A 14,441-nucleotide genomic window follows, 5' to 3' on the forward strand; every position below is an offset into this window, starting at 1 on the left:
TGATCCTAATCATCAGGCGATATACGCCACCGCATCCAGCAACATCTTCGCTTCGTTACCCAAGCACCTGACACCGGCAATCCGTTTCCGCTGCCTTCATCAGACCGGCATCTCCGATCCGCCGAGCGCTGAACCGCGCCCTCAGCCCCGTTCGCTTCCAGCACCCTGTGCAGAAAACTGTCACAATTCGTTGCTAATCTCCCGCGTCCCCTGCTGCAGTCAGCAGCCGAGGATCCGATTGTCGAGCCCCTGCCACTCCAATGGCCCGGATATTGCGTGGAATAGCGGAGCCGGTCACCCGGCCCCGATAGCATGAGTCACATCGAATCGAGTGCCTGCTGAAGGATCACCAAAACAGGGCGCTCCATGTCGCCTAAACTGATAAGTGCCTCATTATGGTGAATGGACATCGCACACTATTAGCACGAAGGTCTCGTTTATGAGCATCGACTGGAAGCAATATGAACCGGGTAATTTTTTCGATGAACTGATAGACCCCAAGGGTCGCCCACGGACACCCGCCTGCAAGCTCGCCAAATATCTTGGGGACCTCGACTCCGAAGAGCTGGCAAAGCGGCGCAAGATGGCCGAGGCCACCATCCAGGAAATGGGCGTCAGCTTCACGGTCTACACAGAAGAGGGCAACATCGATCGTGCCTGGCCCTTCGATATCATCCCGCGCACCATTTCGCGTCAGCAGTGGGAGAAAACCGCCGCCGGCCTCAAGCAGCGCCTCAAGGCGCTCAACATGTTCATCGACGACCTCTATCACGAGCAGCGGATACTCGACGACAAGATCGTGCCGCGCTACCTGATCGAGAACTCGAAGAACTTCAGGCCCGAATGCGTCGGCATATCGCCGCCCCACGGCGTCTGGGCCCACATTTGCGGTACCGACCTGGTGCGCGACAGCGACGGTGAGTTTTACGTTCTCGAGGACAACCTTCGCGTACCTTCGGGCGTCTCCTACATGCTGGAAAACCGGGCCATCACCAAGCGCGTGCTGCCGGAGCTGTTCGAGAATGACAACATCATGCCGATCGACGACTACCCGGCACGGCTGTTCGACACCCTGGCCTCACTGTCGCCGCGCCGCGTCAAGCAACCCGAAATCGTGGTGCTCACCCCCGGCATCTTCAACTCCGCCTACTTCGAACACGCCTTCCTGGCGCAGCAGATGGGCGCCGAGCTGGTCGAGGGCAGCGACCTGGTGGTCGGCGACGACGACCGCGTCTACATGCGCACCATCGGCGGCCTGAGCCGGGTCGACGTCATCTACCGCCGCATCGACGACCTGTTTCTGGACCCGGAAGTGTTCAACAAGGACTCGGTGCTCGGCGTTCCCGGCCTGATGCGCGCCTGGAAAAAAGGCAACGTGGCACTGGCCAACGCCCCCGGCGCCGGCGTCGCCGACGACAAGGTGATCTATGCCTACGTACCGAAGATCATCAAGTACTACCTCGACGAGGAACCGCTGATCAACAACGTCGAAACCTTCCTCTGCGAAGACGAGAAACAGCGCGAGTACGTCCTCGCCAATCTCGACAAGCTGGTGGTCAAGCCGGCGAACGAATCCGGCGGCTACGGCATGCTGGTCGGCCCCCACTCCACCAAGAAGGACCAGGCGCGTTTCGCCGAGCTGATACAGGCCAATCCGCGCAACTACATCGCCCAGCCGACACTGGCACTGTCCACCGCGCCGACCCTGGTCGACAGCGACAACCTCGAGCCGCGTCATCTCGACCTGCGACCGTTCATTCTGCAGGCCAGGGACACCTACTGCACCACCGGCGGCCTGACCCGGGTGGCGATGAAGAAGGGCTCGCTGGTCGTCAACTCGTCCCAGGGCGGCGGCAGCAAGGATACCTGGATCGTCGATACGGAGGTGAAATGATGCTGTCCAGAGTTGCAGAAAGGATCTATTGGGCGGCACGCTATCTCGAGCGTGTCGAGAACACCGCCCGCCTGGTGAGCGTGTACGACAATCTGCTGTTTGACCTGCCACGCAGCGTCAATATTGGCTGGTTCAACCTGGTGGTCATCAATAGCGGCACCGAGCTGTTCCACGAGCGCTACCGGATTCAGGACGAGCGCAACGTGGTGAAATTCACCCTGGCCGACGACACCAATCCCAGCTCCATGCTGTCGTCGCTGCTGCTGGTGCGCGAAAACATCCGCACCGCCCGCGACGTCCTGCCCGCCGAAGCCTGGGAACTGGTCAACGAGCTGCGGCTGTTCGCCACCCACAACATCCAGCAGGGTATCAATCGCAGCGGTCGCCACGCCTTCCTCAACGGCATTATCGAGGGCTGTCAGGGCATCAACGGTCTTATGGAAGGCACCATGAGCCGCGACCCGGCCTGGGATTTCATGCGTCTGGGCTGCAACCTGGAGCGCGCCGATATGGCGACGCGGCTGCTGGATGCCGGCGCCGCGGTACTGCTTACCAGCGACGAAGACGATATCGCCGGTCTGGAACAGCTGGTCTGGGGCAACGTACTGCGCTCGGCGGGCGCCTACATGCCCTACCGCCGCACCATGCGCACCGCGGTCAACGGACCGGACGTTGCCAACTTCCTGCTTAGCGACGAGCACTTTCCGCGATCGGTGCATTTTTGTCTCGAACGGATAGCGGCCGCCGCCAGCCACCTGCCCAAGGCCGGCAAGCAGCACCGCTCGCTCAAGCTGGAGCTGCCACCGTACAGCATCGAAAACGACGAACATCTGGGACAGGCGTTCCGCGATCACCTGAACGACCTTCAGCTGCGACTGATGGAGGTTCACGCCAGCATTGCCGAAAACTGGTTCCTGCACGACAACTAAACTGCCAGAGTTACCTGTTTGTTTACCGGGTAAACAGAGGTCAAGATGACGATTCGCACCAAGCTGCACCACCTGACCCGCTACAAGTTCGACCGGCATATCAGTCTGTCGCCGCACGTCGTCAGGCTGCGTCCGGCGGCACACTCACGGACGCCGATTCACGGCTATTCGCTGAGGGTGAAGCCGGAAAACCACTTCATAAACTGGCAACAGGATGTTTACGGCAACTACCTTGCGCGCCTGGTGTTCCCGGAGAAAACCGACGAGCTGAGCATCGAAGTCGAAGTGATCGCCGATATGACGGTGATCAACCCCTTCGACTTCTTCGTCGAGGAGTACGCCGAGGACTACCCCTTCAAGTACGAAGCCGAACTCAAGAAGGAGCTGGCACCCTACCTCGAAACAGAAGAACACGACAGCCCGCTGCTGCAGGCCTGGCTCGCCAGGGTGCCGCGCGAGAAAATCCGTATCATCGACTTCCTGGTGTCGCTGAACCACCGCCTGGAGCAGGAGATCGAGTACAGCCTGCGTTTCGAGCCCGGCGTGCAAAGCTGCCAGGAAACCCTCGAGCTGAAAAAGGGCTCCTGCCGCGATACCGGCTGGCTGCTGGTACAGATTCTGCGTCACCTCGGGCTCGCCGCGCGCTTCGTTTCGGGCTATCTGATCCAGCTCAAGCCCGACGTCAAGCCGCTCGACGGCCCGGCCGGTGCGACGGAGGACTTCACCGACCTGCACGCCTGGTGCGAAGTCTACATCCCCGGCGCGGGCTGGGTCGGCCTCGACCCGACCTCCGGCCTGTTCGCCGGCGAAGGCCATATCCCGCTGGCCTGCACGCCGAGCCCGGGCTCGGCGGCACCGATCACCGGCTTCACCGACAAGTGCGAGGTCGAGTTCGAGTACAGCAACAACGTCTACCGCATTCACGAGGACCCAAGGACCACCAAGCCTTACAGCGATGAGCAGTGGGCGGAAATCATGGCCGTCGGCGAAGCCGTCGAGGCCGAGCTGCAGGCACTCGACGTGCGCCTGACCATGGGCGGCGAACCGACGTTCGTCTCGGTGGACGACATGGAGTCGGCGCAGTGGAACACCGAGGCCCTCGGCGCAGACAAGCTGCGCCTGGCCAAGGACCTGCTGATACGCCTGCGCGAGCGCTTCGCCCCCGGCGGCATGCTGCACTACGGCCAGGGCAAATGGTATCCGGGCGAGGAGGTACCGCGCTGGGCGCTGGGCTGTTTCTGGCGGCTCGACGACAAGCCGCTGTGGCATGATCCCAAACTGCTGGCCCGGGTCGACAAGGATCTTGGCCACAGCGTCGCGGATGCAGAGCGCTTCATGGCACATCTGTGCAGCGAGCTTCAGCTGGACAGCAGCTACATCCAGACGGCCTACGAGGACGTACTGCACTATATCGCCAGGGAACAGGAACTCCCGGCCAACGTAGACCCGCTCAAGGCCGACCTTTCCGACGACCTTGAGCGCCGGCGTATCGCCAGGCTGCTGCAGCGGGGCCTCAATACCGCCACCGGCTACATCCTGCCACTGAGCTGGGATTATGGCGTCTCGCAATGGCGCAGCTGTCATTGGCCGCTGCGACGCGACACCCTGACCCTGATCCCCGGCGATTCGCCCATGGGCTTTCGCCTGCCGCTGAATTCCCTGCCCTGGGTGGCGGAGGAAAAACGCGAGCGCGAAGCCGAACGCGACCCCTTCGCCGAGCGCGAGCCGCTCCCCGATACCGCCTATCAGGTGTCCCATTCGGACTCGCCGCGGGAAAACCGCACCGTGATGGACACCCCGGCCGACGCCCGGCCTGAGGACAACCGGGTGACCGAGGTTATCCGTACCACGCTGTGCGTCGAACCGCGCGACGGCAAGCTGCACGTTTTCCTGCCGCCGCTGCAGTACCTCGAGCACTACGTCGAGCTGATCAACGCCATCGAGCGCACCGCCGCCCAGCTCAAGCTGCCGGTGATACTGGAAGGCTACGAGCCGCCGCGGGACCACCGCCTGCAGCGCCTGCTGGTGACCCCGGACCCGGGGGTCATCGAGGTCAACATCCATCCGGCGGGCAGCTGGAAGGAGCTGGTCGACAACACCAGCGCGCTGTACGAGGAAGCGCACCAGTCGCGCCTCGGTACCGAAGCCTTTATGCTCGACGGCCGCCACAGCGGCACCGGCGGCGGCAACCATATCACCCTCGGCGGCCGCACGCCCGCCGACAGCCCGATGCTGCGCCGCCCTGACCTGCTGCGCAGTTTCGTCACCTACTGGCAGCACCACCCGAGCCTTTCGTATCTGTTCTCGGGCATGTTCATCGGCCCCACCAGCCAGGCTCCCCGCGTCGACGAGGGCCGGGACGAAGCCCTGTACGAACTCGAAATCGCCTTCCAGCAGATGCCCGAAGGCATCGTCGATCAGCCCTGGCTGGTCGACCGCCTGATGCGCAATCTGCTGGTCGACATCACCGGCAACACCCACCGCGCCGAGTTCTGTATCGACAAGCTCTACGCGCCCGGCAGCCCCACCGGCCGCCTCGGGCTGCTGGAGTTCCGCGGCTTCGAGATGCCGCCGCACTCGCGCATGGCGCTGGTGCAGGCGCTGCTGCTGCGGGCGCTGCTGGTGCGCTTCTGGAAAGAACCCTATCGCAAGCCGCTGGTGCGCTGGGGCACTGCGCTGCACGACCGCTTCATGCTGCCGCACTATGCCTGGTCCGACGTCAAGGACGTGGTTGCGGACCTCCAGTCGCACGGCATCCCGTTCCAGCTGGAATGGCTGGCGCCGTTCGAGGAGTTTCGTTATCCCCACTACGGCCGGGTACAGATCGACGACATGTCGCTGGAGCTGCGCTGGGCGATCGAGCCCTGGCACGTGCTCGGCGAGGAAATCAGCAGTTTCGGCACCGCGCGCTACGTCGACTCGTCGGTCGAGCGTGTGCAGATCAAACTCGACGGCCTCACCGACGGGCGCTACGTGCTGGCCTGCAATGGCCGCCGGGTGCCGCTGCACAATACCGGCCGTCACGGCGAATATGTCGCCGGCGTGCGCTTTCGTGCCTGGCAGCCGCCCTCGGCGCTGCACCCGACCATCGGCATCCATGCACCGCTGGTGTTCGACCTGATCGATACCTGGAACGGCCTGTCGGTCGGCGGCTGCACCTATCATGTCAGCCATCCCGGCGGGCGCAGCTACGACACCTACCCGGTCAACGATTTCGAAGCCGAGTCGCGCCGCGTCAACCGTTTCTGGGATTATGGCCACACCCCGGGCCCCTTCACGCCACGGCCGGAGTTCGATGCCATTCGCGAGTTCTTCCCCCACGAGGAGGCGCCTAAACCGATGGCGCCGCCGCCGGAGGAGCCGACCGGCGAGTACCCCCATACCCTCGACCTCCGCCGTCAGCCCTGACGGAGCCGTGCATGACCGCCGACGGCGTCAGCGGCCCCGCTTCGGGGCCGCCGGCGCGTGCCGGAGTCCGCCCCCTGAAGCGCCCAGGGCAAATGCCGCATCACCGGGTACGCAGTTGCGGTCGATTGTCGGATATACTATCCGACTTCGGTATACAACCGTGCGCAACGGGACAGGTTAACTTTCGATGAGCGTGACCGGAAACAAAATGACCGGCGACCCGCCGGACCCGATGGTCTACACCCGGCCGCCGGGCTTGACCGACGAGGTTTACGACCGGGAAGGCCGCATGCGCGGCCACTGGCAGTATCTGCTGGACAGCCTGCAGCAGCTGGGCAGCGACAGCCTCAGGGAGCGCCAGCTAAAGGCCGAGCGGATCCTGCGCGACGACGGCGCGACCTATACCCTGGCCAGCGACAGCCTCAACAGCCGCACCTGGGGGCTCGACCCCGTCCCGCTGCTGCTGGAAAGCGAGGAATGGAGCCAGATCGAAGCCGGGCTCATTGAACGCACAGAGCTGCTCAACCTGCTGCTGCAGGATATCTACGGCCCGCGTGAACTGCTGCGCTGCGGCATCCTGCCACCGGAGCTGATCTACAGTCACCAGGGATTCCTGCGCCCCTGCCAGGGAGTCCAGCTGCCCGGCGAGCACCAGCTGATACTGCACAGCGCCGACATGCTGCGCGCGGCCGACGGCAGCATGGTCGTCATCGGCGACCGTACCCAGACCCCGAGCGGCGCCGGCTACGCGCTGGAAAACCGTACCGTGATGCGGCGCGTCTTTCCCAGCCTGTTCCGCGACAGTCACGTCCACCGGCTGTCGCTGTTTTTCAACACCCTGCGTCATACGCTCAACCGGCTGGCGCCGCCGGGCAACCTGTCCAACGGCGACCTGCCGACGGTGGTCATCCTGACGCCCGGCGCCTACAGCGAAACCTATTTCGAACACACCTACCTCGCCAACTACCTGGGCTACCCCCTGGTACAGGGCGGCGACCTCACGGTGCGCAACGGCTACGTCTGGATGAAGTCCCTCGACGGCCTGACACGGGTCGACGTCATCCTGCGCCGGGTCGACGACAACTTCTGCGACCCGGTCGAACTGCGCAGCGATTCGCACCTGGGCGTGCCCGGCCTGCTCGAGGTCCTGCGCGCGGGCCGGGTCGCGGTCGCCAACCCGCTGGGCAGCGGCGTGCTGGAGAACCCGGCGCTGCTCAAGTACCTGCCCAGGATCAGCCAGTATTTCCTCGGCCACGACCTGCAGCTGAGCTCGGTCCCGAGCTACTGGTGCGGCGAGCCGGACGACCTGGCGTACGTGCTCGCCAACCTGGACAAGCTGGTCATCAAGCGCTGCTCGCGCCGAAGCGGCGAATACGGCGTCTTCGTCAGCGACCTCGATGCCCGACAGAAGCAGGAGCTGATCGCACGCATCAAGCAGCACCCCCATCACTTCGCCGCCCAGGACTTCCTGTCGCCGTCACTGACGCCGAGCTGGCATGACAACAGCCTGACCTCGCGGCCGTCATTGCTGCGCAGCTTCACCGTTGCCGGCCAGGGCGCCTACGCCGTGATGCCGGGCGGGCTCACCCGTATCGGCGTCGATATCGACAGCCGACTGATCGCCAACCAGATCGGCTCGCTCAGCAAGGACACCTGGGTTCTGGCCTCGGAACCGGAAAAACACCTGTCGCTGCAGCCGCGCCCGGGCGACGAACCCCAGCCTCAGCTGCGCCAGTACACCAACCTGCCAAGCCGAATGGTGGAAAACCTGTTCTGGATGGGCCGCTACGGCGAAAGAGCGGATACCGCCATCCGCCTGCTGCGAACCGTCTTCATGCAGCTGAACGCCGCCCAACGCCTGCCGGAGGACTCCGAACGGCTGCTGCTGCGCGCCGTTACCGAGATGACGCTGACACTGCCGGGCTTTACCAGCGACGACCCAAAACTCTACGCCCACCCGGAAGCCGAGCTGCTCTCGGTCATCTGCGACAGCCATCGCACCGGCAGCGTCAAGTCTTCGCTGATGGCAATGCTCAACTGCGCCGAAGAAGTGAAGGAACTGCTGTCGGCCGACATCCAGCGCATCATCAACGATATACGCGACGAGCTCAACGGCCTCGAGGGCTCGGTATCCCGCGGCATGACCTCGGCGCCGGAAGAGTCACTGGATCCTTTGATCACCGCCCTGCTGGCGCTCAGCGGCCTTTATCAGGACAGCATGTTCCGCGGCCTGGGCTGGCGCTTCCTGCAGATCGGCCGGCGCCTCGAAAAGGCCCAGCAGGTCGCCACCCTGCTGCGCACCCTGCTGGTTCCGGTGCACGGCGACAGCGACGACGGCCTGGCGCTGGAGTCGGCCCTGCTCACCGCCGAAGCCCTCAACACCTACCGTCGACGCTACCGGGCCGAAACCAATATCGTCAGCGGTCTGGGACTGCTGCTGGTCGACCGCAGCAACCCGCGCTCGCTGATCTATCAGCTCGACAAGCTGCGCACCGACCTCGCCCAGCTGCCGAAGCGCAGCCAGGGCCCCGAGATGCCCCGCGAACAGCGCCTGGTGCTGGAGGTCTACTCCGCCGTGCAGCTTGCCGAGATGCGACTGCTGGCAGGTCCCGATGCCACCGCCGCCAGCCGGGTCGCCCTCGACACCCTGCTGAAGCTGGTGCAACAGCGCCTCAATGCCGTTGCCGTGGCGATCTCCGAAGACTTCTTCGACCACACCGGCGGCCCGCAGCAGCTGGTGAACACCGGATGGAAAAGCGAACTATGATCTACCGCATCCGCCACCTGACCGAATACGAGTACCAGTCGCCGGTGAGCCTGTGCTACAACCTGGCCCACCTGCAGCCGCGCAATACCAGCTACCAGAGCTGCGTCAGCAGCAAGCTGCATATCGATCCGCTGCCGTCCTACAGCCGTAAGCGCAAGGACTACTTCGGCAACAATACCCTGCACTTCTCGATCGAGGTGCCGCACAAGAAACTCAGCATCGAGGTCATCAGCGAGGTTCGTATCGACGAAGCCCGCGCCAGTCCCGAGCTGAACCTGGATCTGGGCAACACCTGCGCCCAGGCGCTCGAGGCTCTGAGCGCAGGCCAGGGCAAGAACACCCTGGCGGCGCGGGAGTTCGTGCTCGATTCGCCAATGGTGCGCACCATAGACGAGCTGCGCGAGTATGCCGAACCCTCCTTCGCCCCCGACCGGCCGCTGCTGTCGGCGGCGCGAGAACTGACCCAGCGCATCTTCACCGACTTTACCTACGATCCCGAATTCACCACCGTGGCGACGCCCTTGTCCGACGTGCTGGAACACCGGCGCGGCGTCTGTCAGGACTTCGCGCACCTGGCGATCGGCTGCCTGCGCGCGCTCGGCTTCCCGGCCCGCTACGTCAGCGGCTACCTCGAGACCCTGCCGCCGCCGGGACAGGAGAAGCTGGTCGGCTCCGACGCCTCCCATGCCTGGTTCTCGGTATACTCGCCCGGCGAAGGCTGGTTCGAGTTCGACCCGACCAACAACAACATGCCGGCACATCAGCACATCACCACCGCCTGGGGACGCGACTACTCGGACGTGACGCCGCTCGGCGGCATCATCTTCGACGGCGGCAAATCCCAGCCGCCACGGGTCGCAGTCGATGTCGACAGGATCAAGGAGCGGTAAGTTTGTAGGTTGGCTGCAGGCCCGAAGGGCCGTAACCCAACACAGCCTCTGCCAACCGACATCAATCGATCTGTAATGCGATCGATATGACGGGTTCCGCGATGCCAATTATCCGCTGCAGAGCCAAAATCTTCTGCGATGCATCGCTGCACCCATCCTCCAATCTATGGTTTCGGGAATGCGTGGTGCGGCATTTTTACGCAATGCACGATTACAATATCGCTATCAGGCAAACATGGATTTCCAATAGAATGCCGGTTCTCTACCATTCATCATGAGGTTTGCTGCGATGCCCAAAGCGTCCGAACTGAAGCGTGGCCATGTCGTAGAACTCAACGGCAACAACTATGTGGTGCAGCATATCGACGTGCGCAACCCCACCTCGCGCGGCGCCAATACCCTGTACAAGATCCGCTTCAGCAAGCTGCCGGACGGCGGCAAGCACGAAGTCACCTTCAGCGGCGACGATGTCGTCAAAAGCGTGGCGCTGGAGCGTCGCAGGGTTTCGTACCTCTATCGCGAAGACGACCTGCTGACCTTCATGGACCTTGAGGACTACAACCAGTACAGCCTCAATGCCTCCACCATCGAAGACCAGGCCGCTTTCCTCAGCGACGGCCTCGAAGGCATCATGGCGCTGCTGATCGACGGCCAGATCGTCACCGTCGAACTGCCCTCCTCCGTGGTACTCGAGGTCCGGGAATGCGTGCCCGGCATGCAGTCGGCCAGCGCCACCGGTCGCACCAAGCCGGCGATTCTCGCCAACGGGCTGGAGATTCAGGTGCCGGAATACATCAAACAGGGCGAGATGGTGAAGATCAATACCGAAACCGGCAAGTTCATGGCGCGCGCCTGACGGCATCCGGGCTGCACGGCCCGGAACTTGCTTCTAATCTGATTTAAGGGGTAGCACAGAACAGGCTGCCAAACAGGAATCGAAAACAGGAACCTGTCACGATGCGAACCGTCACCAAAGCCGTAATTCCAGTTGCCGGCCTCGGCACCCGGGTACTGCCGGCCAGCAAGGCCATTCCCAAGGAGATGCTGCCGGTCGGCGACAAGCCCGTCATCCAGCATGTGGTCGAGGAAGCCATCGCCGCCGGCATCACCCAGATCATCCTGGTCACACGCTCCGGGAAAGAGGCGATCGAAAACCACTTCGACGCCCACTACGAGCTGGAAGCGGAGCTGGAGATCAAGGGCAAGATCGCCGAGCTGGCCTCGGTGCGCAATATTCAGCCGCCTGAAGTCGAGATCGTGTCGGTACGCCAGCCCCGTGCGCTGGGCCTCGGGCACGCGGTACTCTGCGCCGCCGGCATCGTCGGCGACGAACCTTTCGCGGTACTGCTTCCGGACGTGCTGATAAACCGCAAGATCACCGACCGCCACCCTGCAGACATGGCCGGCATGATGCAGGCGTTTGCCCGCGAGGGCACGGCCCAGATCATGGTCGAGCCGGTGCCGGAAGCTCACGCCGAGCGCTACGGCATCGTCGACTGCGGGGGCGCCAGCCTCAGCGGCGGCGACGCTCACCCCATCCGCGGCATGGTCGAAAAGCCGCCGCAGGGCAGCGCTCCTTCCAACCTCGCCATCGTCGGCCGTTACATTCTGCCGGCGCAGATCATGCAGCTGCTCAAAACCACCCCCCGCGGCGCCGGTGGCGAAATCCAGCTGACCGATGCCCTGGCCGCCCTGCTCGAGCAGATGCCGATCGAGGCCTACCATATGCACGGCAAGTCCTACGACTGCGGCAACAAGCTCGGCTACCTGCAGGCCAACATGGTCTGGGGTCTGCAGAACCCGCAGACCGGCAACGAGCTGCGCGCCTTCCTCGAACGCCAGCTGGCCGAGGAATGATGGGTGACGGGTGACGGGTGACGGGTGACGGGTGACGGGAACGATATCTCCTGTAGGTTGGGTGAAGCGGCGCAGCCGCGGAACCCAACACCCGCTCTGCCAGCCGACACCAATCGATCTGCAATGCGATCGATATGGCGGGTTACGGCGCGTTGATATGCGGTGCCAATCGGAAAGAACGGCGGATTCGCGCCTTCACCCCCCCCGGTTCGCGCCTTCGATATCTCCCGTAGGTTGGGTCTAGCGACGAAGTCGCGTAACCCAACAACCGCTCTGCCAGCCGACACCAATCGATCTGCAATGCGATCAATATGGCGGGTTACGGCGCGTTGATATGCGGTGCCAATCGGAAAGAACGGCGGGATTCGCGCCTTCACCCACCCTCCGGTTCGCGCCTTCGATATCTCCTGTAGGTTGGGTGAAGCGGCGCAGCCGCGGAACCCAACACCCGCTCTGCCAGCCGACACCAATCGATCTGCACTGCGATCGATATGGCGGGTTACGGCGCGTTGATATGCGGTGCCAATCGGAAAGAACCGCGGGATTCGCGCCTTCACCCACCCTCCGATTCGTGCGTTCTGTACGCAACAAAAAAGGCCACTCGTTAGAGTAGCCTTTTTTGTTGCTGTCTATCTGTAGCTTCCGCTAAAAACCGGGGTCCCGGGGGACCCCAAGCCAAGGGATTTTGGAAAGGTTTTTCCAAAGTGCTACAGCGCCAGGCGACGGATATCGCTCAGCAGACTGTTCAGGTAGGTCAGGAAGCGACCTGCGTCACCGCCGTTGATCGCCCGGTGGTCGTAGGACAGGCACAGCGGCAGCATCATGCGCGGCTCGAACTCCTTGCCATTCCAGCGCGGTTCGATGTCCGCCTTCGATACGCCGAGGATGCCCACTTCCGGTGTCGGTACGATCGGCGTGAAGCCGGTGCCGCCGATGCCGCCCAGACTCGAGATGGTGAAGCAGGAGCCCTGCATCTCGTTCGGCTTCAGCTTGCGGTCCTTGGCCTTGCCGGCCAGTTCCACGGCTTCACGCGACAGCTCGTAGATCGACTTCTTGTCGGCATCCTTGATCACCGGCACCATCAGGCCATTCGGCGTATCCACCGCCAGACCGATGTTGATGTACTTCTTGTACACGATGTGCTCGCCATCGGCGTGCAGTGAAGCGTTGAACTTCGGGTTCTCCTGCAGCGCCTTGGCGACGGCCTTGATCATGAACGGCAGCGGGGTCAGCTTGACGCCTTCCTTCAACGCCGCATCCTTCATTTCCTTGCGGAAGGCTTCGAGCTCGGTAATGTCGGCCTTGTCGAACTGGGTCACGTGCGGCACGTTGAGCCAGCAGCGGGTCATGTTCGCGGCGGTGACCTTGGCCACCTTGCTCATCTTCTGCATCTCGATTTCGCCGAACTGGCTGAAATCGATCTCGGGCACCGCAGGAATGCCGCTGCCACTGGTCACGGTTGCGGCGGACGACGGCTGCTGGGAAATGCGCTTGAGCGTCTCGCGGACGAACTTCTGCACATCTTCCTTCAGGATACGTCCCTTGCGGCCGGTACCGCTGACCTTTTCAAGCTCGACGCCGAACTCGCGCGCGATGGCACGTACCGCGGGGCCTGCGTGAACCTTGCGATTCTTCTGCTCGAGCGCCACCAGGTCTGCGGTAACCGCTTCGCCGGCTTCGGCCCGCGCCGGAGCGCTTGCCGCCGGGGCTTTTGCCGGTGCCTGAGCGGCCGGAGCAGGTGCCGGAGCGGCGGCCTGAGCGGCCGGAGCCGGCGCCGCGCCCGCGACTTCCAGAATCAGGATCAGGTCACCTTCGTTGCAGGTGCCGCCTTCACTGATTTTGACTTCCTTGACGGTGCCGCCCTTGGGCGCCGGCACTTCCATGGAAGCCTTGTCGGTCTCCAGCGCGATCAGGCTGTCGCCCTCTTCGATCACATCGCCGGCCTTGACCATGACCTCGATGACATCGACGTCGCTGGCGCCGCTCAGATCCGGAACCTTGACCTCTTCGGTGCCGCCGGACTGAGCCGGTGCCGGTGCTGCAGCGGCAGGCGCCGGTGCTTCTGCAGCCGGAGCCGAGGCCTTGGGCGCTTCGGCTGCCGCGGTGCTGCCCGCGACTTCCAGCAGCAGAATCAGGTCACCTTCGTTGCAGGTGCCGCCTTCGCTGATTTTGACTTCCTTGACGGTGCCGGCCGCCGGAGCAGGCACTTCCATCGAGGCCTTGTCGGTCTCCAGCGCGATCAGGCTGTCGCCCTCGCTGATGACATCGCCAGCCTTGACCAGCACTTCGATAACGTCAACGTCGCTGGCGCCGCTGAGATCCGGAACGCGTACTTCCTCGACAGCGCCGGCGGCCGCCGGTGCCGCCGCGGGAGCCTGCGGCGCCTCGGCAGCGGGCGCTTCGGCTGCAGGAGCCGGCTCGGCCGGCGCCTCGGCCGACGCGGCGGCTTCGGTTTCGAGTACCAGGATCTGGTCGCCTTCGTTGCAGGTAGCGCCTTCCTGGATGATGACTTCCTTGACGGTACCGCCCTCGGTGGCCGGCACTTCCATCGAAGCCTTGTCGGTTTCCAGCGCGATCAGGCTGTCGCCTTCGGCGATGACGTCGCCTGCTTTGACCAGCACCTCGATGACATCCACATCGGAAGCGCCGCTCAGGTCGGGAACTGTAATGGTGATTGTGCTCACGATAATGTCCTC

7 protein-coding genes and 1 pseudogene are annotated in these 14,441 nt (G+C 63.6%); 7 read left to right on the plus strand and 1 reads right to left on the minus strand.

The window, feature by feature from the left end:
* Nucleotides 1–736: 736 nt before the first annotated feature.
* From IEX85_RS12215 to galU, 7 genes and pseudogenes are all read left to right on the plus strand, one after another.
* Nucleotides 737–1,894, plus strand: a pseudogene (locus IEX85_RS12215) (circularly permuted type 2 ATP-grasp protein); the annotation flags it as partial.
* Nucleotides 1,891–2,823, plus strand: a complete 933-nt coding sequence (locus tag IEX85_RS12220) for an alpha-E domain-containing protein (RefSeq protein WP_229721895.1) — start codon at nt 1,891–1,893, stop codon at nt 2,821–2,823. The pseudogene IEX85_RS12215 and the gene IEX85_RS12220, both read left to right, overlap by 4 nt.
* Before the next feature lie 45 nt (nt 2,824–2,868).
* Complete coding sequence (locus tag IEX85_RS12225) at nt 2,869–6,231, plus strand: transglutaminase family protein (protein ID WP_188860868.1); 3,363 nt, start codon at nt 2,869–2,871, stop codon at nt 6,229–6,231.
* A gap of 187 nt (nt 6,232–6,418) precedes the next feature.
* Nucleotides 6,419–8,998: a circularly permuted type 2 ATP-grasp protein gene (locus IEX85_RS12230; protein WP_229721896.1), complete on the plus strand. Its 2,580-nt coding sequence runs from the start codon at nt 6,419–6,421 to the stop codon at nt 8,996–8,998.
* The gene (locus tag IEX85_RS12235) at nt 8,995–9,888 is read left to right on the plus strand and encodes a transglutaminase family protein (RefSeq protein ID WP_188860925.1); all 894 of its coding nucleotides are present in this window, start codon (nt 8,995–8,997) and stop codon (nt 9,886–9,888) included. Before IEX85_RS12230 ends, IEX85_RS12235 begins: the two co-directional genes overlap by 4 nt.
* Nucleotides 9,889–10,177: 289 nt before the next feature.
* Nucleotides 10,178–10,744 (plus strand): elongation factor P-like protein EfpL, encoded by a 567-nt coding sequence (efpL, locus tag IEX85_RS12240; RefSeq protein WP_188860869.1) that lies wholly within the window; start codon nt 10,178–10,180, stop codon nt 10,742–10,744.
* Nucleotides 10,745–10,845: 101 nt separating this feature from the next.
* Nucleotides 10,846–11,745 carry a UTP--glucose-1-phosphate uridylyltransferase GalU gene (galU, locus tag IEX85_RS12245; protein ID WP_188860870.1) on the plus strand — a complete coding sequence of 300 codons (900 nt, stop codon included), beginning with the start codon at nt 10,846–10,848 and terminating at the stop codon, nt 11,743–11,745.
* A gap of 707 nt (nt 11,746–12,452) precedes the next feature.
* Here the strand turns inward: galU and aceF are convergent.
* Nucleotides 12,453–14,429, minus strand: a complete 1,977-nt coding sequence (aceF, locus tag IEX85_RS12250; protein ID WP_188860871.1) for a dihydrolipoyllysine-residue acetyltransferase — start codon at nt 14,427–14,429, stop codon at nt 12,453–12,455.
* Nucleotides 14,430–14,441 lie beyond the last annotated feature (12 nt).

Source organism: Marinobacterium nitratireducens (assembly GCF_014645375.1).
Taxonomy (GTDB): domain Bacteria; phylum Pseudomonadota; class Gammaproteobacteria; order Pseudomonadales; family Balneatricaceae; genus Marinobacterium_A; species Marinobacterium_A nitratireducens.

What these genes read in the sequence shown, in the direction of transcription:
- IEX85_RS12220 (WP_229721895.1), top strand. Translation starts at nt 1,891, where the DNA reads ATGATGCTGTCCAGAGTTGCAGAAAGGATCTATTGGGCGGCACGCTAT.
- galU (WP_188860870.1), top strand. Translation starts at nt 10,846, where the DNA reads ATGCGAACCGTCACCAAAGCCGTAATTCCAGTTGCCGGCCTCGGCACC.
- IEX85_RS12235 (WP_188860925.1), top strand. Translation starts at nt 8,995, where the DNA reads ATGATCTACCGCATCCGCCACCTGACCGAATACGAGTACCAGTCGCCG.
- IEX85_RS12230 (WP_229721896.1), top strand. Translation starts at nt 6,419, where the DNA reads ATGAGCGTGACCGGAAACAAAATGACCGGCGACCCGCCGGACCCGATG.
- IEX85_RS12225 (WP_188860868.1), top strand. Translation starts at nt 2,869, where the DNA reads ATGACGATTCGCACCAAGCTGCACCACCTGACCCGCTACAAGTTCGAC.
- efpL (WP_188860869.1), top strand. Translation starts at nt 10,178, where the DNA reads ATGCCCAAAGCGTCCGAACTGAAGCGTGGCCATGTCGTAGAACTCAAC.